The sequence below is a fragment of the Sphingomonas sp. P3_C5 genome, from assembly GCF_056402635.1.
Genome location: NZ_JBFUHA010000006.1, coordinates 180158 through 201885, shown reverse-complemented (window position 1 = coordinate 201885; position 21728 = coordinate 180158). Strand labels below are relative to the sequence as shown.

Here is a 21728-nt window from a genome sequence, read left to right as displayed (position 1 = left end):
ACATGACGGTCGAAACCTCGGTGCTTCGGCTTTCCCTGTTCTTTCCCTGTTATCGGCCAAATAACAGGGAAAACCTCGATAGAGGCTCGGTCCCAGGCTCTGCCGCCGACTGCTATTTCAGCGGCGGTCGCCAGTTCTTCATATCGGCTACGTCACTCACCTTCCACGGCGTGCCTCTGCTGGTCAGGAACAGCTTCTCCATCTCCGCCCGCGTAAAGGGCCGCGAGCCGAGCCGGCCGAACACGGCGATCTGACCCCCGGTCTCGTCCACCGCCCGGTCGCGGTCTAGGCCCTTGGACAAGGCGAGCGCGGGGGAGGGGGTCTTTGCCCAGGCGATCAGCTCGGGCATCGGTGCCGGCGAGAAGCCGTAGAAATTGGGCTGGCTTGCCGGCGAGGTGAGCTGGAGCACCTTCAGCCCGTTCCGCCCGTCCGCGACATAGGCGAACAGCGAGGCGTTGGTGCTGCCCACGATCACATCCTGCGCATCGTTGAGCTGCCCGCCGAAATCGGCGGTTTTGTAGATGAGCGGCCGGATCGGGTTGGTGACATTGGCGATCACCAGCCCCTGCGCACCAGCGGCGATATAGGCGTAGGTGCGGGCGACATAGAGCCGGCGGGCGTCAGGCAGGGCGATCGTGCCCGAAGGCACCGCCACCGGATCGAGCAGCCGCGTCACGTCGAACAGCTTCACGCCTTCCGCATCGGTTACCCAGAGATAGCGGAACTGCAGCGCGCTCGCCCGGGCGTCCCTGAGTGGGCGCACCGCGGCGAGACGGGGATGGAGCGGGTCGGCGAGATCGACGACCACCAGCCCCGCATCAGCGGTGATATAGGCGACTGAGCCCGCCAGCACGATGTGCCGCGCTCCCTTCAGCACACCCTTCTCGTTCCAGGTCACGGTGCGCTTCAGGAAATTGTTGCGGAACTCGCCGTCGGCCATGGTCTCGACATTGACGAGGATCAGCCCCTCGACCGCGTCAGTGACGGCGGCATAGCTGTAGATCGGCAGGAAGTTCTGCTCCTGGTTCATCTCCCGCATCGCGGCCGTATTGCGTAGCGGATTGATCGGCTGGTCGGTCGGCAGCGCCATGCAGGTCGCGTTCGGCGATGCGACATGGGCGTTCTGGCCAAGCTTCGAGAAGGGCGCCGAGACGATCTTTTCGGAGAATCCCTTGTTGGCGATCGAGGCGACATCATAGACGCGGAAACCACCGCGCCCTTCAGCCACATACATATATTCGCCGCGCAACTGGAGGCAGCCGACCTTGTCGGTCGTGCCTTGGACGACGTTGCGGAACTCCTCCTTCTGATGCGTCTCGCCCGAGAGCCGCTTGTCGAAGGTCTTGCCACGCACCCAGTTCTTCAGCTCGCGCTTGTTCTGCTCGACATGCATCCGCCAGTAATCGGGATAGGCGTAGCGCTGGAGATAGGAGCCGATCACTGCCTGGGGCTCCTCCCATTCCGTCACGCGCACCGCCTCGAAGCCATGATCGAGCCCGGTCCAGGCATTGAGCCCGACAAAGTTCACATAGTTGGTCCCGAGCAGCATCAGCTGCGCCATGATCGCGTTATTGTCGTCCTGCGCCGACAGATGGCAGTCAGTGCAGGTCTTGGTCTCCGTGGTCCGAACCGTATGCGGAAAGTGCGGGGCGAAGGCCTGGCTCGAGAAACCGATCGAACTGATTGGCGGCTGCTGGACATAGATCCGCTCGCGATTGACGTTGGTCGAGGAGAGCACCAGCGCCGAGGTACTGCGCACTGGCGTCACGACATTGCCCTTCGTCGTCATGCCCCGCCCGAGCTGGAACATGTCGTCGCGCGCCACCTGCGGGTTATAGGTCGCGAAGTTGCGCGTCTCCTCACCCTTGAAATGATGGGTGGTCGATTTCCAGTTGGCCTCGATCGGCAAATGGCAGCCGCCGCAGCTCGTCGTCCAGCTGAGGTGGCAAGTGTAGCAGGTCATCGTGTCTTCGCCGTGTGCCCGGTCGCTGGCGGGCACGCCCGGGCCGAAGCCGAACTTGCCGTCCTCAGCGCCCGAGCGGCTCATCAGCTTGCCGCGCGCTGCCTTGGCGTTGAAATGCGCATTGGCCGGATCGACGCTGTCCTTGACGAGATGGATTTCCCAGCTGAGCTTCGGATCGACGATCGAACGCTGGATCAGCTTGCGCGGCCCCAAGGGCTTGCCGACCCATTCGAAGCGGCGCTCGCCGTCGGGGTTGCGCAATATCTCCAGGTCATTGCCCTGCGGCCGTGCCGCCGGACCCGAGGTGCGCAAGGTCGGATAGGCGTCGACCGTGCCGTGGCAATCCTTGCAGCCGATCTCGACCGCATTGGCGACCTCGCCATAGATCAGCCCATTGCCGTGGCTGTCCTGCGCGAAATGGCAATCGGCGCACTGCATGCCCTTCTCGGCATGGATATCCATCAGATGGACTGCCTTGCCCGGATTCACGCCCGGCGGCACGAACTTGCCCTCGTCGCCTTTGCGCCATTTCTCGGGGTCGTCGGGCCAGACGATCTTGCCGTCCTTGTCGAGCAGATTGCCCTCGCGATCGCGCTTGAACACGCCGCGGAAGTTCCAGCCATGGCCGTGATAATCGGCGAACTGGGTGTCCTTCAGCGTCGGGTTGAAATCATAGACATTGCGCAGGAAATCCGGATCGCTCCAGTTGCCGCGTGCGGCCGCCGCTTCCGGATTGCGCTCGTTCGAGGCGCGGATCTCGGCGGCGGTCGGATATTTCTGCTCCTTCGGCCACATCGACGGCGCGTCGGATTCATAGTCCCACATCGTGTAGCCGAGGTACGAATTCAGGAAGATGTTGGGCTGGTGCATGTGGCAGCTCATGCACTGTGCGGTGGGGATCGCCCGGGTGAATTCATGGCGCAGGGGATGGCCGCTGTCAGGTTGCACCAGCCCTCCATGCACGCTCGTCTTCGCCGCAATCGTCGGATCGACCGTGACGCTCTGCCCGTCGCGGCCATCCTTCGCGTAGATCAGGCTGTGCCGAGGCTCGCGGTCATTAGCGTAAATGACATGGCAGCCGGTGCAACCCGATCCGCGATAGTCGCCGGGCTGCTCGTTGGTGCCCATGAACCACATCAGCGGATCGTTGAGCCGGGTCTTGTGGATGTTGAGCACCGGAATAGCCACGCGCAGGCCGGTGCCAGGGCCGCGGTTCGATTGCTTGAGGTCGGGCCGGCCCGGCTCTTCGAGCTTCTGGATCGATCCGCTTGGGTTGGGCAGGCCCACCTCGGCGAACTGGGTGCTGATATTGCGCCCACCGCGCTCGAACACGCGGAAGATGTCTCCGGGCGGCGTCACCTGCCAGGTCGGCAGCGGATAGAGTGCCGCGAGCGCGCCGCGCTTCTCCTGCTCTTTGGTAACCGTGCCGGGGGGCGAGCCGGGCGAGACGATCTTCGCCGCCTCGCCCTTCGCGGTATAGGCCTCGCCGAAGACATAGTTTTTGTACGGGACGATGCCGTTATTATACGCCGCCCCGCCGAACAGCATCGCGCCCGAGGCCATGATCGACCGCTCGGCCGCTTCGATCACCTCGATATGGCAGGCGCCGCACGAGTTGCGCACCACGCGGTAGTCGCCCGGATTGACGAAGCGGATATACTCCGGCGCCTCGTCATTGAGCAAAGTGTAGCTCTGCTTCGGATTGGCCGAGTCCGGATAGTGCCAGCGATGCGGATATCGCGGCAGTATATGGGCTCGCTCGCGCGCGGCGATATAGGCCGGGTCCTTGAAGCCGAGCTGCGGATCGCCGCGCACAGTTGCGTCGCCGCCATGGCAATCGACGCAGCCGAGCTGGACCGCCGGGCTCGCATGCATCGAAGGCTGGTCGGTCCTGGTATGGCAGGAATAGCAGCCGTCGGATTTGGTCGCGACCTGCTCTACGGTCTGGCTCATCGGCGCGGCGAGCATGGGCGCATAGGTCCGCGCCACCGGCTTTTCCTCGTCGCTCGCCCGCAGCATCGCCGCCGGCACGAGCAGGGTGAGGCCGATCGGCAGCAGCAAGGATGCGAAGCTGCGCATCAGTAGCTGAGGATCACATTGGCCAGGATCGAATAATATTGCCGATCCTGAGATTTGTTGGTGAAAAGATCGCGGAAGCCATTGCCAGGCAACAAAACTGCCGCCGACAGCCGCACTACGATATTCTGCGTCGCCTTGGGCCGCCAGATTGCCGCCGCCGACAGGTCCCAGCCGATATTCTTCGGGATGCTGCCCTCGTTGCGCAGCGTTTGCAGCACCGTCGTGTCGGCGAACCAGAGATGGTTGGCGTTGACCGACAGGCGCTTGGTCGGCGTGATATCGAAATCACCGCCGACCCCGATCAGCGCGGTACCGGGGTTGTTGAAGTTGGACTGGCCCTCATCCTTCGAGGAGCGCAGGTCGTTGAGGATACCGTTCCGCCCGCTGATCGCGATCGCACGTCCGCCGCCGGCAAAGGGGATCGACTGGCGGATCCAGTAGCTGGTGTCGGCGCCCGCGAAGATCGGGTTTTCGAGAATGGCGTCGAAACCGGTTTCGACATTGTCGTACGGGTGCTTGTCGCCGCTCGCGTAGAGGCCGGAGAGGCGGAAACGCATCCAGTCATGATCATAACTGAGCTCGGCGGCGGCGAAATACGCCCTGATCTGCGCTGGGCGGCTGGTGAAGAAGCTGTTCCGATCCTGACCGAGCGCACCGTAGACCGAGGCGGTCAGGTTGAGCCGGCCGATATGCCCGTCTGCATTATAGCCAAGATAGACGACGTCATAGCTCCGCCCGCGTAAATCGCCGAGCAGGGCGGGCCGGACGGGGAAGCCATTATCGTCGATCTGGATGCGGCGGCTCTCGCGGTTGCGGTTGTAGACCGCGGTGAGCTGGCTGGTGAAGCCGGGGATCAGGAAATCCTGACGATAGGCGTTGGCGACGAAGACGAGATCGTCGCGTGGCCGCTGTGTGACGTCGTTCAGGCCGGAGTTTGTGTCCTTCTCCAGCCGCCAGAATGCCGCCAGATTATACTGGAAGCGATTGTCGTCGCGATTGCCGAACAGGCGCACGCCGAGTTGCTGGTCGTTGAACAGGAAGCCACGGAAATCGCTCTGGAAGGGCTGGATGCCGATCCGGATCGAGTCGAAGTCGTAGCGGTCGGACGTATTGCGCAGATGATAATCGACGAACGCTTCCTGCACGCCCAGGAAATGGTCGGCGCGGTGGCTCGGATCGCTTGGCTTGACCGAGAGTACGCGCTTCTCAGGCACATTCACGTAAGAGACATTGAGCGCGAGGCTCAGCTTGTACTCGATCGCCGGCGGCTTGAACGCGGTCGAGCCCTTGAACAACGACGCGCTGGCGATGAAGGTCTGCGAGAAGACATAGCTCGCATCCTTGCCGAACACGTCGAGGCTCTGCGGCCGCTCGGTGGTCTGCACCCCGACGGGGATCGGGAAGGTACGCGGCTCGAACACAGTGTCGCTGACCGCGCTGGCAGAGAAGAACCAGTCATCACCGTGAATCGGCAGCCACGGCACCTTGGCGCGGTTGATCGGGCGGTCACCCTTCAGCGTGTTCTGGTGATAGGGGTCGAGCCATTTCTCCTTCACCAGCCCGAGCGACTCGATCAGGCGCCAGCGATCGGGGATCGGGATCTGGTCGGTCGGGAAAGCCTCGGGCGGAGGCGGACGGACTGCGCCGATATTGTTCTGCGTGACCGCGTCGGGAAGCGGATGGTTGAAGCCCGGACGGCGGCGGCCCTCGATATTCTCGACCGGAGTCTTCTCTTCCTTGCGCGGCGGCTCGGGTTGGGCGGGGGTCTGTGTTTGCGGTGCAGGCGCAGGCGCGGTGGGCGCGACCTGGCCGGCGACGGTGGCCAGCAGGTAAAAAGGCGAGAGGAGCGGGGTCACGAATCCCACTCCCCCCGGGCTTGCTCCGGGGTCCATCGTGCCGCAAACCAAGGCGCCTCGGCTCTCGCGGTACGATGGATGCCGGAACAAGCCCGGCATGACGGCGAGGGATGGGGGTGTCGGGCCACAGCCCTAAAGCCCCGCACAAACATTCTGGTCGCTCGTATCGAGGAACGGCGCGAAGGGGCAGTTGATATAGCGCAGCCGCACCTTCGCATCGCCCAGATCGACGACGATCTGGTCGGCACGCATCGCGAGTGGCGCATTGCCGACGCCGCCGACGCGAATGCCGCCATTGTTCAGCCCGAGAAAGCTGATCATGTCGTCCTGGTCTATGCCGTCGCCCGACACCCCGATCCCGCCGACCAGCACATTGCCGCGATAGACTGGCACCGATCCGGGAAAGATCTGGATGCCGTTCTGCAGCCGGTTCTGCCCGGCCGCTGCATCGGGAATGAAGGTGCAGCGGGCTGGCGTATCGGTTGGGCTCGCGCCCGTCACAAAGCCTAGATGCTGGCCGAGATTGCTCAGGACCAGCGCCGATTGCAGGCCGGTGGAGAAGGGATTGAACTGAGCGATCGGGCGCGAGAATGGTCCATTGGACCGCCCGATCTCGCCATCGGGGAAATAGGGCCGCGAGAGATTGCCGCCGGAGCGATCGGCAAAGGCGAAAGCGCCGGTGAGGGCGGTTGGATCGTGCAGGAAGGTGCGCGCGGCTGGCACGAAGCTTCGCACGTCCGCGCTCGGATCGCCAGTCAGTTGCGTCGCGGCGTGGCTGCTCGAGAAGAAGGCGGCGGTGCGCGCCTTTTGCAGCGACACGTCAGTGCCGAAGATCGGCGCATCGGGCGAGCGGACAATGCCGAGCACGGCACCCCGTGTGTCGACCATCGAGATACTGACCTGCGCCCGGCTGTCGAGCGGCTGGCGGATTTGGGCGCGGGCGCGGCTCATCACCCGGAACGCCTCTTCGAGGATCGCGGTGACCTCGGCTGCGGTGAGCGGCTGCGTGATATCGGCGCCGTCAGTGCCGGCACGGATCGGGAAGCGGTCGGTCGCCGATCCGTTGGTCAGGACGAAGGCGTCGCGATTGGAGAATTCGGCCGCTGTCGAGGCACGGATGCCCGAAGCCTCGCTGCCATAGGCAGTGCCGGCAAGGATGGCCGCGGGCGAGAAATAGCCCCGCACCGTGATGAGGCTGCCAAGCGCCGGGTCAGTCGCCGCATAGCCCGGCGTGCCGGTGGCGAGGAGCCCGGTATAAGCCGCGTCGGAATAGCGGAGCTGCGTACCGTCGACATAGATCCGGTCGGCGCGGACACTGGTCGGCGCCTCGAACCCGACCGTGCCGGCCAGCGCAATTGCCTCCTCGGGGTCGTTGTCAGTATCGAGGACATTGGGATCGAAGCCGTAAACGCCGTCAGCCATCACGCCGATGCCGCCGACGACCACGCCGTTCTTGTACAGCGGAAAGCCACCCGGATCAGCGGCGAGGCCGAGCGGCGAGCGTTTCGGGCCGATCAGCGCAGTCGCGCCGCTCCCGACATAGCGCGATGCGAGGTCGGAGCAGGGCAGCTGGCTGAACTGCACCCCGAACAGCGGCCCGCTTTCGAGCCCTGCCGTCGAGGGTGCTGGCGGGAAATGCGGCTGGACGATCATGCTCGCCGTGCGCGTGGAGAAGGCATTGCCGCCGCTGGAGAGGTACGCGCCGGTCACCGCCTTGGCGATCGCGCCCGCCTCGGCTGGGAAGGTGAGGTTCTGCGCATCGATATTGGCGCCGTTCGGAGCAGGCGAGGTCGTCGCGTTCGCGGCGGCACCGGTCATCCGGAACACCGCCAGCACATTGCCGACCCGGTCGACGACCGCGATCACCGCCGGGAGGTGCCGGGCGGTCGCCTCCGCAGCGGCGCGGGCGATGACGGACTGGACATCGGCTATACTGAGCGATTCAGCGGCAGGGACGGCGTAGAGCGTCGTCGGTCCCGGTGCGGGCGCTGGGGTAGGAGTGGGCGTGCTGCCCCCGCCCGAGCCGCCGCCGCTGCACCCGGCAAGGATCAGAGCGCTGCCCGCCAGCAACCCGGTGAGACGCCGTACGCTGCTCATCGTAATGCCCGGATGCTGCGCACTGCTTCGCCAAGCGAGGCGCGGAAATCGGCGGGGCGATAGCCGTTCGGTTCCTTCACCGCCGCATAAGCACGGTTGATGTTGGAGCGGATGCCGGCGGCGGCGCCGATCGTGATCCGCTTCTCCTTCACCAGCGCGTTGAGCAAGGTGTCGATCGCCATCACGCCCTGCACCGAGCCCTCATAATCGGTGAAGCGCGGCGTGAGGGCAGGGCCGGCGATGCTATCGACCATCGCAAAGGCGGTGTCGCCATTGCCATTCGTCGCGGACAGCGCCGAGGCCAGCGCCGTCGCGGTCGCGGCAAGTCGGCCGCCGGCCGCCACCGCAGCCCCACGATCGCGCGCCAGCGCCGCGTGGAAGGCACGGCTGTCGCTGTCGAGACGGGCTGCCATGCCCGGTGCGGCCACCTTGGCGGCGGCGGCGAGCAGGATCATGTTCTCGTCGTTGAAGGGCGGCATGCCAGCGGGGATCGGCCGGCCGGGATTGCTCTCCCAGGTCCGGGTGCGGTCCTCGCCGTCATAAATGCGACGGTGGCAGCTATGGCAGTCGAAAAAGTAGAATTCGGGGAAGGCGCCCTCAGTGCCCCTCGGCGTACCATAGAGCGTCAGCATGCGGTTGACCGCCATTGCCTGGCCGACGGCCCACATCCGCACGCTGTCAGTGCGGCCCTTGCGCTGGATGTAATCGGCGTCCTCGTCATGATGCTGCTGGAGCGTCGAGAACAGGTCGAGCTCGAACGAGATGCGCGGATGGCCGGCAGCCATCATCCGGTGGGTGACGAACTGGCCAGGCTTGTTGCTGCCGAAATGGCAATCGAGACACACCGCCGCGCGGGCTGCCGGGCGATCAAGTGGCGTCATGCCGTGCGCGACGTTGGCGGCATGGCTCGCGCCTACGGTATAGTGCGAGGCAATCCAGCTCGAAGCAGCGCCGTGGCACGCCTCGCAGCCGACCCCGTCAGTGGCGAGGAAGCGGGCGCCGGTCTGCCCGCCGGTGGGGGTGGTGTGGCAGCCGAGACAGGCTGGTGCGCTGGTCGGATCGCCAAGACCAAGCGTCGCGGTGATCTGTCGGGCACGGGCATAGGAGAGGACAGTGAAGGCGCGGCTGTGCGCTCCGCCCGGTGTGGAGGCCTCCTGCCAGCGCATCAGTTCGTCCTGGCGCACCACAGCACCGTCGGCTTCCATCCGGCCGTGGCAGGTCGTGCCGGCGCAGCTGGCGACGCCCTCAAAGCCGCCGGAGCGCGGCGCCGGGTCGGCGCGGAGCGCGGTCGGGCCGGCGATCAGGGCGAGCGCCAGCAGCAACAGCACGCCGAGGCCCGCCGCAATCTTGCGGACCCTCGATCCGTCGGTGCGGCCCCCCGCTGGCATGCAGCTTATCCCCTTACGGCGTCGGCGGATTGTGCCCGAAAGAGCTCCGTCCGAATAGTGCCAAACCTGTCTGCGTATAGGACAGATACGAAGCTGGTATGAAGCCGGTATCGGCCTAGCGTCGCCGGATCACCAGATTGCGGATTTCGGTCATGTCTTCCATCGCAAAGCGTATGCCCTCCCGGCCCAGGCCGGAATCCTTGACGCCACCATAGGGCATATTGTCGACCCGGTAGCTCGGCACATCGTTGATCACCACGCCGCCGACCTCGAGCCGGTCCCATGCATCGAACATCTTGAACAGATCGCGGGTGAAGATGCCTGCCTGCAGCCCGAACTTGCTGTCATTCACTTCCTCAAGCGCTGCGTTGAAGTCGCTGAATTTGCTCAGCAAGGCAACCGGGCCAAAGGCTTCTTCGCGATAGACGGCCGACGATCGGTCGACCTGGTCGAGCAGGGTCGCCTCGAGCATCGCGCCATCACGCTTGCCGCCGCAGAGCAGGGTCGAACCGCCCGAAACCGCCTGCTGGATCCAGCCGTCGAGCCGCCGCGCCTCGCCTTCGGAGATCATCGGGCCGATGAAGGTGTTGCGGTTCTTGGGGTCGCCCGCGACCAGTGTCTTCGTCCGCGCGACGAGCATGTCGCGGAAGCGATCATACACCGCCTCGTGGATGATGATCCGCTGAACGCCGATGCAGCTCTGGCCCGACTGGTAGAAGGCCCCGAAGATGATCCGCTCCAGCGCGTCGTCGAGATCGGCATCCTGATCGACGATAACCGCGGCATTGCCGCCAAGCTCGAGTACGACCTTCTTCTTGCCGGCCCTGGCCTTGAGGTCCCAGCCGACACCCGGTGAGCCGGTGAAGCTGAGCAGCTTGAGGCGCTCATCCTCAGTGAACAGATCAGCGCCCTCGCGGTGGGCGGGGAGGATCGAGAAGGCGCCCTCGGGCAAGTCGGTTTCGGCAAGCACTTCGCCGATGATGATTGCGCCGAGCGGGGTGCGGCTGGCGGGCTTCATCACGAAAGGGCAGCCGACCGCGAGTGCGGGCGCGATCTTGTGGGCGGCGAGGTTGAGCGGGAAGTTGAAGGGCGAGATGAAGGAGCAGGGGCCGATCGGCACGCGCTTCCAGATGCCCTGATAGCCCTTTGCGCGAGGGGCGATATCGAGCGGCTGGACTTCGCCCGTCATCCGCACCGATTCCTCGGCGGCGATGCGGAAGGTGTCGATCAGCCGGCCGACCTCGCCCTCGCTGTCCTTGATCGGCTTCCCCGCCTCGACGCACAGCGCATAGGCGAGTTCGTCGAAACGCTGCTTGAAGCGGTCGACGCAGTGCTGGAGCACTGCCTGGCGTTCGTAGCTGGCCATGCGCGCCATTGGCCCCGCGGCACGGACTGCGCCGGCGATCCCTTCGTTGATCGTTGCAGCGTCAGCCTGGGCGACGCGGAAGGCGACTTCGCCAGTGAACTTGTCGGTGACTTCGAGATCAGTGTTAGGTTGTTCCGCTTTGTTGTTGAGATAGAGCGGATAAATTGGTTTGAGTTGGGTCATGAGGAATCCTTCCGAGCCACAGTCATACCGCCGCGCTCAGTTCCTTGATCTCGTGGTTCAGGATTCGGTCGTTGTCGCCATAATCGACCGGGCAATCGATCAGATGCACCCCGGGTGAGTTGAGCGTCTGGCGGAGCAGGTCCGGCAGATGCGCCGCGCTCTCCACCCGGTGCCCGAACGCGCCATAGGCTTCGGCGTATTTGACGAAATCCGGATTGCCATAAGTCAGTCCGAAATCGGCAAAGCCCATATTGGCCTGTTTCCAGCGGATCATGCCGTAGCTGCCGTCATTGAGGATCAGCACGGTGATATTGAGCTTCAGCCGAACTGCCGTCTCCATCTCCTGGCTGTTCATCATGAAGCCGCCATCGCCGCAGATCGCCATCACCTTGCGATCTGGATAGACCATCGCTGACGCCATGGCCGAGGGCAGGCCGGCGCCCATCGTCGCCAGCGCATTGTCGAGCAGCACGGTATTCTGTTGGCGTGCAGGGTAATTGCGGGCGAACCAGATCTTGTAGACGCCATTGTCGAGCGCGATGATCCCGTCGCTCGGCATTGCCGCGCGCACCTCGCGCACCAGGTTGGCCGGGAAGATCGGGAAGCGCTGATCGCCATCGAGCGAGGCGGTATGCGCCACCTCAGCCGCCCGCGCCTTGTGCATGGCGTCGAACGACCAGCCGGCGGAGGGGACGATATCCTCCTTCATCTGCCAGATGGCGTTGGCGATATCGCCGATCACCTCGATGCCGGGGAAATAGACCGGATCGACCTCGGCCGAGCGGCTCGAGACATGGATGACCTCGGCGCCGCCGGGCTTCATGAAGAAGGGCGGCTTCTCGATGACGTCATGGCCGATATTGACGATCAGGTCAGCCGACTCGATCGCGCGGTGGACGAAATCTCCGGCCGAGAGCGCGGCGCAGCCGAGGAACTTCGGGTGTTTCTCGTCGATCACACCCTTGCCGAGTTGCGTAGTGACGAAAGGAATACCCGTTTTTTCAACAAACTGCAGGAGCATCCTGCCAGTCATTTTGCGGTTTGCGCCGGCACCAATCACCAGCACCGGCGCTTTCGCCGCCTCCAGGCGCTGGACCGCAGCGCGCACCGCCTTCGGATCGGCCGAGGGGCGGCGGCACAGGCTTGCCTTGATCGGCAGCATGTCGGTCTGCTCGTCAGCCACATCCTCGGGGAATTCGAGATGCGTGGCGCCGGGCTTCTCCTCCTCGGCAAGGCGGAAGCATTCGCGGACCCGGCTCGGGATATTGTCGGCGCTGGCGAGCTGTCGGGTATATTTGGTGATCGGCCCCATCATCGCGACGACGTCGAGGATCTGGAACCGACCCTGTTTGGATTTCTTGATCGGCTTCTGGCCGGTCACCATGAGGATCGGCATGCCGCCAAGGGTTGCATAGGCGGCGGCGGTAACGAGGTTCGTCGCACCCGGTCCGAGCGTAGCCAGGCACACGCCGGTCTTTCCGGTGTGGCGGCCATAGGTTGCCGCCATGAACCCCGCGCCTTGTTCGTGCCGGGTCAGGATCAGCTTGATTGAGGAGCGCGACAGGCTGTCGAGGAAATCGAGATTCTCCTCGCCGGGCACGCCGAAGACATATTCGACGCCTTCCTGTTCGAGGCATTTGATGAAGACGTCCGAGGCTTTCATCGCTCGTTTCCCCCTGTCGCTGGAACTGCCGGTTGGAACATCAGAAAGCGACCTGGCCAGAGCCGACTCTGCCGGACGACTTGTTCTCGTGAAATAGTGTATTCTGCCGCCAATAGAAAGTCGCGACTCGAAGCGGCAGGTCGCACCAGTCTGCGTTGAAACGGCGATCTGGAGAGGACCATAAAATGGCAATGACCGACCATGTCGACTTGGCGACATTCATGGAGGGCGTGAAAAAGCGCAATCCCGGACAATCCGAATTTGTTCAGGCAGTTCAGGAGGTAGCGCAGGATATCTACGAGTTCATCGCAGATAAGGAAGAATATCACCACTATCAGATCCTGCGCCGCATCGCCGAGCCCGACCGGATCATCTCGTTCCGCGTCTGCTGGGAGGACGACAACAGAAACATCCGCGTCCAGCGTGGCTGGCGGGTGCAGAACAACAATGCGATCGGCCCCTATAAGGGCGGCATCCGCTTCCACCCCTCGGTCACCGAGAGCGTGCTCAAATTCCTCGCCTTCGAGCAGACCTTCAAGAACGCGCTGACCGGGCTGCCGATGGGCGGCGGCAAAGGCGGGTCGAACTTCAACCCCAAGGGCAAGAGCGATCACGAGGTGATGCGGTTCTGCCAGAGCTTCATGACCGAGCTTTACCGCCATGTCGGCGCTGACGTTGACGTGCCCGCTGGTGATATCGGCGTGGGCGGGCGTGAGATCGGTTATATGTTCGGCCAGTACAAGCGGATCACCAACCAGTTCACCGGCGTGTTGACCGGCAAGGGCCTCGAATATGGCGGGTCGCTGATCCGCACCGAGGCGACTGGCTATGGCGCGGTCTATTTCCTCCAGAACATGCTCAAGACCAAAGGCACTGACCTCGAGGGCAAGACGGCGGTGATCTCCGGATCGGGCAATGTCGCGACCCATGCCGCTGAGAAGATAGTTCAGCTCGGCGGCAAGGTGCTGACGCTTTCGGACAGCGAGGGCTTCATCCATGATCCCGACGGTATCGACCAGGAGAAGATCGACTGGGTGAAGGCGCACAAGACGAAACGGCGCGGTCGCATCTCGGATTACGCCAATGAATTCAAGGGCGCGACCTTCCATGCCGGCATGACGCCATGGGGCGTTCACTGCGATGTCGCCTTGCCCTGCGCCACCCAGAATGAGCTGCTCGGCATGGATGCGCGGGCGCTGATCGCGGGTGGATGCATCGCGGTCGCCGAGGGTGCCAACATGCCGACCAATCTCGAAGGCGTGCACATCTTCAAGGAAGCGAAGATCCTGTTCGCGCCGGGCAAGGCGGCCAATGCGGGCGGCGTTGCCGTGTCGGGGCTCGAGATGAGCCAGAACAGCGAGCGCCGCGCCTGGAAGGAGGCCGAGCTGCAACAGCTGCTGCTTGATATCATGGCGGGCATCCATGATCGCTGCGTCGCTTATGGCCGGACCGATGATGGCTATGTCGACTATGTGAAGGGCGCGAACATCGCTGGTTTCAAGAAGGTGGCGGATGCAATGCTGGCGTTCGGCGTGGTGTGATCAGCGAGCGGGGCCGCTGCATGGCTGCCCCGCTTCGCGTGATCAGGGGTGCGCGGGGTCGCCGCCGCCTTGCCCCTGGCCGTCCGGGGCCTCGGTCCTGCCCTGGAAGAACAGGTCGACGACGGGGTTCTGGGCGAGGGGTGAGTCAGCGGGTGCGCCGCCGCGGCGGGGTTTGCGCAACAAATCGGACAGTGCGGCTGAGCCCGCCGCCGAGAGCGCGAACGGCCCGATCAACGGCTGGCCCGGCCCAGGTGCGAACATAGCCTTGCCCGAGCCGGTGACGGAGATCGTGATGAGCCCCGACGTCACGTCGATCGCACCTGGCTGTTCGCCGCCCTGAGTGTTGGCGCCGGGGCCGCGCAGGAAGATCAGCGAGGCGTTTTCGGGATCGGCGGTGAAGCTCTGCGGGATGGCTGCCTCGCCCCGGGCGATGCGGATCGCATCGGCGCCGACCGCGCCTTCGACGATCGTGCCGCGGATGCCGATCGAGACGATCGGGGTGCGGATCGCCGACTGGCCCGGATTGGCGTGAAGCGGCTTGCCCGAGATGAAGCGGAACGCGCCCTTCGTCACTGACAGCCCGACCGAACTCGCGCTACGATTGGGATCATAGACGAACCGGTCGACCTTGATCCGCGCATTGCCGCCGACGGTGAAGCTGGTGTGGTCTAGCAGCAGCACCTGAAGCACGCTCGCGCGGCCGGTGACGATGTCGTTGCCGAGCGAGACGCGCTCCTTGACCACTGCCTTGTGGACCGCCGGATTGGCCTGGGTCGTCATGCGGACGTCGTTGACGACCGCCGCGTTGACGCCGACCGTCTGCGCCGAAGCCGGGGAAACCGCGACCGCGAGCAGTGCCGCGGCTGGGATGATGAAGTGGTTTGTCATCTGTCCGTTCCTCAACCGAAGTGCCAGACGAGACGAAGCTCGCCGCCGACATTGTCATAATCCAGCAAATGGCTCGACTGGTTATAGTCGCGCCGCGTGTAGCTGACCGCCGCCTCGACATCGAAGCCGGCCGCGATCGGCGTGCCGATGGCGGCGCGGGCGAAATAGCGGGTCTCGATCTGATGCTTGCCGAGCAGGTCGGCGCGATAGGCGAGATGCCGGATCGTCGTGGACAGGCCGGCATAGCTGCCACGCGTGTCGATCGGGACGCGGACCGCGGCATAGGCTCGCCCGCCTGTGTAGCCGAGCTGGCGCGTCACGGCGGTCTTGTTCTCGAAACCGGCGCCGAGGACCCAGTTCAGCCCGGCGCTGGGCTGGCCCTGATAATCGAGCGCGAGATCGAACCGTGTGCCGTCGCGGGAGAAGGCGGGCGTGGAGCCGGCATAATCCTGATGGACCACCTCTCCGCGGAACGCGATGCGGCTGCCCTCGCCGGCAAAGGCGATCTCCGCCTGGCCGCCATATTCGCCGAAAAAGCTGTCGCCGTTGATGCGTGCATAGCGAGCCACCGGCCCGGCCGAAAGTTCGACATTGCCGAGCTGCTGGCCATAGCCGAAGCGAAGCGTGGCGAGCTGATAGTCGAGGCTCGGCCCCGAGATGCTGTCCTTGGTGAGCGCGCTCAGCCCGCCATAGACAAAGCCGTTGCCGGTGGTGCTGCGACCATTGACCTGCGCCGAGGCGATATAGGCGAACCCGCCCTTGCGGATTGCGGGGAGGCCGAGATCGAACTGAGTCAGCAGCGCGCCATAGCTGTTGCCGTCATAGGCGATGCCCATGGCGACCTCGCCGCTCACACCGTTGGAGCCCGCAGCACTTCCCGCCGGCAGCTCGATTGGTCCGCACGCAGCCCGTACTTCGCTCCAGGCGGCATCGCTGACCTCAAGGCCGCGGAGCCGTGCAGTCTCGATCCTGGCGCGGCCATGGTCGTCGAGCTGGCACAGGATGGCGATGTAATAGAGCCGAGCCGCCACGACGCGCTGCGGCGGCGCATCGAGCAGGGCGCGCTCGAGCGTGGCAGCGGCGCCGGTCAGGTCGCCCTGGCCGGCCTGGCTGCGCGCCAGAGTCACCGCGCCGTCCGGGCTCGACGACGCGTCGATCAGCTGGTCGATATCGGCACCCGGCGCTTCCTGCGCCCAGGCGGATGTGCCGGCCATGGCCATCATCGCCGCGCAGGACGCGGCGACAAGCCATTTGCCGTGAAGATACCCGCTCATGCATTCCCCCCTCGATGTGCCCGCCCCGTATATGCCGGGAGAGTCGACGCCACCGTGCATGACATATCCTGACGGTGGTGCCGCTGCGAGCGGCGCACTGGTTCGGCTCGCGGGTCGCCCGGTTGGTAGCACGCTTGCGAAACAGAAGAACGACCAATCGTTACCATGCCGTCCCAGTCTCGTTCGTGCGGTGCCCGTATGGCTTGTACGGGCCAGCGGCCGCATTGGATGCGTCGCGCAGGAAGGCGTCCACAGCTTCCTTTCTGACCATGCTATGGGCGATTTCAGGCACGGGTTGAATCGCGTGTGCGCGTTCGCGGCGAAATGTTGGATGTGTGACATAATTCGGTGCGGATTTCGGATGCTGGAAGACCCTATTAGGAGGGGAATGCACGGAAAACCGAGCGCCGCTGTTGGAGAATTGTGTCACACCTATCCGGGGGGCTCTCACAGCCAGGGCTTGAGGCCAGGCGGGCGGAGACAGCGATCGGCGTCTCCGTGGCTGTTGGAAATGTCATGAGGGTCCACTGACATTTCAGATCTGTACAGAACATTGTACAACTCCTGTCGCGGGGCCGATGACCTGGCCAGGAGCTAAGCGGTGGTGCATTTGGGTTTGCAATACGATCTGAGGAGCTTCGCCTAACGCCGTCAATCGCGGCGGCTGCACATCCGCGAGGGGTGACGTCGACGAGGAGTATTTTGAACTGCGAACGGCTTCGTATAAAAGGTGTCATTCCATCCGAGGGGGTGACAAGCGAGAAAGATGAGCGCCAATTCAACAGCTGTCGGTGCATGGGTCTGCGACGAATGGCTTGATCCCCAAACTTTGCAACGGTCATGCAATCAGTTCCGGAGCGACAGGTTTACCTCCATTGTTCTCGATGATTTCATCAAGCGGGAAAAGCTACGCCTGTTGCAGGAGTGCTTCGATAGAGACGCGCAATTCTCGATCCACTACGGGCTGATGATGCAAGGCGCGTCAGCGGAGGATCTAACGGGCGAGCGGGCTGTCACCGAGGCCGTGTTCAACGAATCCGCCGAAGAGGTCAGGCTGGCGTGCGAGCAACTGATGAGGGGACCGGCGCCCGGTCGAAAGAACAGCGCGGGTTGGCAGGCTAACCTCGACTTCACTCGGTTGCTTGCCTCTACCGAGTTCGCGTCGCTGCTCACCGGAATGACAGGCGTCGATCGCCTGGAGCGCATGACTTACATGCCGAGGACGATGCTGCACGGCGACTTCTGCCGCGCCCACAGCGACGCAGGGGGACGGCGACGCCTCTGCATGCTCCTCTATGTCGATGGCGGCTGGCGAGAGGGCTTCGGTGGCCGGTTCCAGCACCTGGAACACGGCGCCGTAACGCGCAGCCTTGCGCCGATCGCCAACAGGGTCGTCATTCACGAGCCCAGGACCGATTTGATCCATCAGGTGGAGCCAATCAGCGAGATCGGTCGCGCCTGGAAGCGCCAAACATACTCGATCTGGTTTAGCGCTGCCAGCTGATCGCGACCTCCCGGCGCCGAACAGACCCGATATAGCTCACCACGTCCGCGCCCTTGCGGCCGCTCGCCCTCTCATCCGCCAGTTTGGCCGGAGCGGTAAAGCACTTGATGCTCCAGAAAGGGATCCTCCGCGTTGAACTCTTCGAGACCGGTTTCGCCCCCATCCTTTTCGGGCAGTTCGTCCTTTTCGGGCAGTTCGTCAGACTCGTATTCGTCTTTCGGATCGATCACGGTGTGGCTCCATCTCTGCGACGGTCCAGATACCATATCCTCGCGACATATGTCGATGTCGTGCTCCAACCGCCTGGGAAATTGGCAGTGCATTTGGTCTGACAATAGCCCTGATCTGACATCATCGAAGGACTCCTGGCTGATTGGCCGCCTGCGGCGCGCGATCTTCGTGGTTTGGCCGCTGGCAACTCTGAATATCCACATTGGGGGCGTCAGCCAGAGCAGGCTGCGTCGATTTCGGGCCAGCCGGGGGGGAGGGCGCTCTGGATCGATCGGGCGAATGGGTGCGCTGCCTCATCCCCGGTGGAGTTTGATGCCATTACGGGCAGCAAATTCGCCGCGTTCAATTCGAACTGGAAGGACGATCGCAGCGGATATCCGTGATGATATTGCCGATCGGACTATCGGGAGGACCATCAGCCAGCGCCTTGCCTGAAATGGGCTGTGCAACCGTCGAAAAATCGCAGATCGAGCCGATGGCCGGATAGGGTTCGCCTTTGCCGCGGCCCAAAAATACATTTGCGCCTCCGTGGATGAAGTAGAGCGTTCGCCCCGACCCGTCTGCAGTGGTCACCTGTACCGATCGCAGGACCATCATTACGCCCGAACCAACACCAGGATTCGCGCCATAGCCGGTGATTTTCGCCCCGTGCAGCGTCTGCGTATCAGGCGTGAGAAGCATTGCGGATAGTGCCAGAAGCCATTCAGCACGCATTGCCTTCTCCGTCCGTGGTCAGCCACATTGCTAGCACATTAGCCGGGACTGGATAGCGTTTGGCAAAACCGCTGGCCGGCGCGGCCATCGGATTTACGCCAGAGGGCAGAAAGAGTGCAATTTCAAGAGAATGGAGGCCCGACCGAGAATCGAACTCGGGTGCAAGGATTTGCAGTCCTCTGCGTAACCACTCCGCCATCGGGCCGAAGGCGGCGCAAATGCTTGGTTTTTGGCGTGGGGTCAACCGGGCGTGCGCAGTTTTCGTGGTCGTGCCCGCCATTGGCGGGCGGACAGGGTGATTGGCGGATCAATCAGAGCTTGGTGAGGTTGGTCGGTGCGGAAGGCCCATCGGCCCCGAATAACCGCTCAGCCAGGTCTTCCCGGACGATCTTGTGGCCGCAGTGGCGGCAGACGGTTTCCTTTTTGCCGTCGACAAGCTGCGACCGCCGGTGCGAGCTGACATGATGGCCAATGGCACAGCGAAGGAGTTGCAGGACTTGCATCGTACGCCTCGATTCCGACCGTCCCCCGATGCTGGGACGATGCGTAGCACACTTCACGTGACAAACGACTGACATTCGGATGAACTCGGCGGGCGCCAGGCTCATTTCACCGCCTGCGAGGGGTGCCTGGCGTCGCGGATTGCTTCACTCGGATAAAATTGCCATGCGGCTCGCTTGGCGCGGGCGGGGCGGCACGATACAAGCGCGCAGATGCAACAAGTGTATTGCATCACTAAAACAGTTGTGCGACAGGTAACCTGATGGAAATGATGGCAATGGATCAAGCTCGCTTCGAAGCGATGCGCCACGCGATGGTGGCAAGCCAGCTGCGCACCAATGCGGTGAGCGATCCGCGCATCGTCGCCGTCATGGCGCGGGTGCCGCGCGAGGCGTTCCTGCCCGCCGATGTACGCGCCATCGCCTATTGCGACAGGGATGTGCCGCTCGGCCGCGGCCGTTCCCAGAATCTCCCGATGGCGACCGGCCGCTTGCTGACTGAGGCCTATCTGCTGCCTGCTGACCGGGTGCTGCTGATCGGGGCCGCCGGTGGATACACCGCCGCTGTGCTTGCCGGGCTGGTCGCCGAAGTGGTCGCGGTCGAAAGCGATCCGGCGCTTGCGGCGCTGGCGCGCGAGGCACTGGCCGATTATTCGAACGTGACGCTGGTCGAGGGGCCGCTCGAAGCGGGGCATGAGGCCGCGGCGCCTTATGACGTGCTGGTGATCGACGGCGCTGTCGATCATGTGCCGGAGGCGCTGGTCGCGCAGATCCGCCCGGGTGGTCGTGCCGTCGCCGGCATCCTCGATCGCGGCGTCAGCCGGCTGACATCAGGCCGCAAGACGGCGGGCGGCTTCGCGCTGCTCGACTTCGCCGATATCGATTGTGTTCCACTGCCGGGGTTCGCCCGGCCCAAAACCTTCACCTTCTGAAAGATGCCGCACCCTATGCGACGGATTCATTTGCTTGGCAGCGCGGCGATAGTGCTGATCGCGGCACCCGTTTCCGCGGAAACGCTGCGCGACGCGTTGGTGAAGGCCTACAACACCAACCCCACGCTGAGCGCCGAGCGCGCCAATGTCCGCGCGATCGACGAGACTGTGCCGATCGCGCGTGCGTCCGGCCTGCCTTCGGCCGATCTCAATAGCGGCTATAGCGAAGCGGTGGCCAAGGCCCCGGGTTCGAACAGCCTGACATCGCCCGACCGGCAGCTCAACGGCCAGGCCAGCCTGTCGATTCCGCTGCTGACCTTCGGGGCAGTGCATGGCTCGGTCAACGCCGCCAAGACGCGGGTCGCGGCAGGTGAGCTGAACCTGCGCGGCACCGAGGCCGATCTCTTCACCGCCGTGGTCGGCGCTTATATGGACGTGATCCGCGACGAGGCGATCGCCTCGCTCAACGCGCAGAATGTGCACGTGCTCGAAGTCAATCTGCAGGCGAGCCGGGACCGGTTCCAGGTCGGCGACCTGACCCGCACCGACGTCGCCCAATCGGAAGCGCGACTCGCGCTGGCGCGCAGCCAGCTGCAATCCGCCCAGGCGCGGCTGATCTCGAGCCGCGAAAATTACATCCGCCTGGTCGGCGATGCGCCCGGCACGCTTGAGACACCGCCGGCCTTGCCCAATCTGCCGAACGATCCCGACAGCGCTGTCGATGTGGCGTTGCGCGACAACCCGACGCTGCTCGCCGCCCAGAAATCGCGCGATGCGACACGGTACGATATCGAGGTCGCCCGGGCCGGGCGCCTGCCGCGGCTGAACGGCGTGGTTGGCGGCAATTACTATAATTATCTCGGCACGCTCGGCTCGGGAACCGGGATTCCGGTCGGCCAGACCGGCACGTCGGCAACGGTTGGCCTTTCGCTGAGCGTTCCGCTGTTTCAGGGTGGCCGCCCGGCGGCACAGGTCCGTCAGGCCCAGGCGCGACGCAGCCAGGCGATCGAGCAGGTCACCGAGACCGAGCGCGGCGTGATCTCGCAGGCGCGCTCGGCCTATGCGATCTGGAAATCGTCGCTCGAGGTGATCGCCTCTTCGGAAACCGCGGTGAATGCCAACAAGCTTTCGCTCGAAGGCGTGCGCGCGGAGAACAGCGTCGGCAATCGTACCATCCTCGACATCCTCAACGCCGAGCAGGAACTGCTCAACTCGCAGGTCACCCTGGTGACGGCGCAGCGCGACGCCTATGTCGCCGGCTTCGCGCTGCTCGCGGCAATGGGCAAGGCCGAGGCTCGCGACCTTGGGCTCGATGGCGGCGCGCTCTACGATCCGACGATTAACTACAAGCGCGTACACCACCAGATATGGGATTTCGGTTCGGATCCCGATCCGAAGCCGATCGCAACCAGCACCGCCAAGACGCCCGCACAGGGATCGGAGGTCACACGGCCGCTCGATCCGATCCTCGATGCTCCTGTAGAACCCGTAGTTGACACGGGCAGCCCGAATCCCGCAACTGGCGTTAAGTAAGAATCGCTGGGTGACG

The 21728-nt window shown here is 64.1% G+C and carries 14 protein-coding genes and 1 tRNA gene; 4 read left to right on the top strand and 11 right to left on the bottom strand.

The features are described from left to right. Positions 1 to 112 precede the first annotated feature (112 nt). The 6 genes from AC1DVS_RS16465 to AC1DVS_RS16440 all read right to left on the bottom strand — a co-directional run bounded on the left by AC1DVS_RS16465 (position 113) and on the right by AC1DVS_RS16440 (position 12595). Complete coding sequence (locus tag AC1DVS_RS16465) at positions 113 to 4042, bottom strand: LVIVD repeat-containing protein (protein WP_478024801.1); 3930 nt, start codon at positions 4040 to 4042, stop codon at positions 113 to 115. Further along, positions 4042 to 5934, bottom strand: coding sequence for a hypothetical protein (locus AC1DVS_RS16460; RefSeq protein WP_478024799.1), 1893 nt, complete (start codon positions 5932 to 5934; stop codon positions 4042 to 4044). The genes AC1DVS_RS16465 and AC1DVS_RS16460 overlap by 1 nt, the downstream gene beginning before the upstream one ends. 96 nt (positions 5935 to 6030) lie before the next feature. Next, the gene (locus tag AC1DVS_RS16455) at positions 6031 to 7995 is read right to left on the bottom strand and encodes a heme-binding protein (protein ID WP_478024797.1); all 1965 of its coding nucleotides are present in this window, start codon (positions 7993 to 7995) and stop codon (positions 6031 to 6033) included. Further along, positions 7992 to 9383: a multiheme c-type cytochrome gene (locus AC1DVS_RS16450; RefSeq protein ID WP_478024795.1), complete on the bottom strand. Its 1392-nt coding sequence runs from the start codon at positions 9381 to 9383 to the stop codon at positions 7992 to 7994. The genes AC1DVS_RS16455 and AC1DVS_RS16450 overlap by 4 nt, the downstream gene beginning before the upstream one ends. Before the next feature lie 115 nt (positions 9384 to 9498). Beyond that, positions 9499 to 10932 carry an aldehyde dehydrogenase family protein gene (locus tag AC1DVS_RS16445; protein WP_478024793.1) on the bottom strand — a complete coding sequence of 478 codons (1434 nt, stop codon included), beginning with the start codon at positions 10930 to 10932 and terminating at the stop codon, positions 9499 to 9501. Positions 10933 to 10954: 22 nt separating this feature from the next. Then, entirely contained in the window at positions 10955 to 12595 is a 1641-nt protein-coding gene (locus tag AC1DVS_RS16440) for an acetolactate synthase large subunit (protein WP_478024791.1), read from the bottom strand. A 185-nt stretch (positions 12596 to 12780) separates the two neighbouring features. Between AC1DVS_RS16440 and gdhA the strand changes: the two genes are divergently transcribed. After that, positions 12781 to 14136, top strand: coding sequence for an NADP-specific glutamate dehydrogenase (gene gdhA, locus AC1DVS_RS16435; RefSeq protein WP_478024789.1), 1356 nt, complete (start codon positions 12781 to 12783; stop codon positions 14134 to 14136). Positions 14137 to 14178: 42 nt separating this feature from the next. Here the strand turns inward: gdhA and AC1DVS_RS16430 are convergent, their stop codons facing one another. Next, positions 14179 to 15024 (bottom strand): FecR family protein, encoded by an 846-nt coding sequence (locus AC1DVS_RS16430; RefSeq protein ID WP_478024787.1) that lies wholly within the window; start codon positions 15022 to 15024, stop codon positions 14179 to 14181. Positions 15025 to 15035: 11 nt separating this feature from the next. Further along, positions 15036 to 16298 carry a hypothetical protein gene (locus AC1DVS_RS16425; RefSeq protein ID WP_478024786.1) on the bottom strand — a complete coding sequence of 421 codons (1263 nt, stop codon included), beginning with the start codon at positions 16296 to 16298 and terminating at the stop codon, positions 15036 to 15038. 766 nt (positions 16299 to 17064) lie between these two features. Here AC1DVS_RS16425 and AC1DVS_RS16420 point away from each other — a divergent pair. Further along, positions 17065 to 17802 carry a 2OG-Fe(II) oxygenase gene (locus AC1DVS_RS16420; RefSeq protein WP_478024784.1) on the top strand — a complete coding sequence of 246 codons (738 nt, stop codon included), beginning with the start codon at positions 17065 to 17067 and terminating at the stop codon, positions 17800 to 17802. 71 nt (positions 17803 to 17873) lie between these two features. Here the strand turns inward: AC1DVS_RS16420 and AC1DVS_RS16415 are convergent, their stop codons facing one another. The 3 genes from AC1DVS_RS16415 to AC1DVS_RS16405 all read right to left on the bottom strand — a co-directional run bounded on the left by AC1DVS_RS16415 (position 17874) and on the right by AC1DVS_RS16405 (position 18952). Beyond that, entirely contained in the window at positions 17874 to 18032 is a 159-nt protein-coding gene (locus AC1DVS_RS16415; RefSeq protein WP_478024782.1) for a hypothetical protein, read from the bottom strand. A gap of 343 nt (positions 18033 to 18375) precedes the next feature. After that, positions 18376 to 18747 (bottom strand): hypothetical protein, encoded by a 372-nt coding sequence (locus tag AC1DVS_RS16410; RefSeq protein WP_478024780.1) that lies wholly within the window; start codon positions 18745 to 18747, stop codon positions 18376 to 18378. Positions 18748 to 18878: 131 nt separating this feature from the next. Next, positions 18879 to 18952: transfer RNA gene (locus tag AC1DVS_RS16405), tRNA-Cys, on the bottom strand. Positions 18953 to 19510: 558 nt separating this feature from the next. Here AC1DVS_RS16405 and AC1DVS_RS16400 point away from each other — a divergent pair. Both AC1DVS_RS16400 and AC1DVS_RS16395 read left to right on the top strand, forming a co-directional pair. Then, positions 19511 to 20179 carry a protein-L-isoaspartate O-methyltransferase family protein gene (locus tag AC1DVS_RS16400; RefSeq protein WP_478024778.1) on the top strand — a complete coding sequence of 223 codons (669 nt, stop codon included), beginning with the start codon at positions 19511 to 19513 and terminating at the stop codon, positions 20177 to 20179. 15 nt (positions 20180 to 20194) lie between these two features. Next, on the top strand, positions 20195 to 21712 hold the full coding sequence (locus tag AC1DVS_RS16395; RefSeq protein ID WP_478024776.1) for a TolC family outer membrane protein: 1518 nt from the start codon (positions 20195 to 20197) through the stop codon (positions 21710 to 21712). Positions 21713 to 21728: the final 16 nt, after the last annotated feature.

What these genes read in the sequence shown, in the direction of transcription:
- gdhA (WP_478024789.1), top strand. Translation starts at nt 12,781, where the DNA reads ATGGCAATGACCGACCATGTCGACTTGGCGACATTCATGGAGGGCGTG.
- AC1DVS_RS16425 (WP_478024786.1), bottom strand. Translation starts at nt 16,298, where the DNA reads ATGAGCGGGTATCTTCACGGCAAATGGCTTGTCGCCGCGTCCTGCGCG.
- AC1DVS_RS16410 (WP_478024780.1), bottom strand. Translation starts at nt 18,747, where the DNA reads ATGCGTGCTGAATGGCTTCTGGCACTATCCGCAATGCTTCTCACGCCT.
- AC1DVS_RS16440 (WP_478024791.1), bottom strand. Translation starts at nt 12,595, where the DNA reads ATGAAAGCCTCGGACGTCTTCATCAAATGCCTCGAACAGGAAGGCGTC.
- AC1DVS_RS16400 (WP_478024778.1), top strand. Translation starts at nt 19,511, where the DNA reads ATGGAAATGATGGCAATGGATCAAGCTCGCTTCGAAGCGATGCGCCAC.
- AC1DVS_RS16420 (WP_478024784.1), top strand. Translation starts at nt 17,065, where the DNA reads ATGAGCGCCAATTCAACAGCTGTCGGTGCATGGGTCTGCGACGAATGG.
- AC1DVS_RS16460 (WP_478024799.1), bottom strand. Translation starts at nt 5,934, where the DNA reads ATGGACCCCGGAGCAAGCCCGGGGGGAGTGGGATTCGTGACCCCGCTC.
- AC1DVS_RS16455 (WP_478024797.1), bottom strand. Translation starts at nt 7,995, where the DNA reads ATGAGCAGCGTACGGCGTCTCACCGGGTTGCTGGCGGGCAGCGCTCTG.
- AC1DVS_RS16430 (WP_478024787.1), bottom strand. Translation starts at nt 15,024, where the DNA reads ATGACAAACCACTTCATCATCCCAGCCGCGGCACTGCTCGCGGTCGCG.
- AC1DVS_RS16465 (WP_478024801.1), bottom strand. Translation starts at nt 4,042, where the DNA reads ATGCGCAGCTTCGCATCCTTGCTGCTGCCGATCGGCCTCACCCTGCTC.
- AC1DVS_RS16450 (WP_478024795.1), bottom strand. Translation starts at nt 9,383, where the DNA reads ATGCCAGCGGGGGGCCGCACCGACGGATCGAGGGTCCGCAAGATTGCG.
- AC1DVS_RS16395 (WP_478024776.1), top strand. Translation starts at nt 20,195, where the DNA reads ATGCGACGGATTCATTTGCTTGGCAGCGCGGCGATAGTGCTGATCGCG.
- AC1DVS_RS16445 (WP_478024793.1), bottom strand. Translation starts at nt 10,932, where the DNA reads ATGACCCAACTCAAACCAATTTATCCGCTCTATCTCAACAACAAAGCG.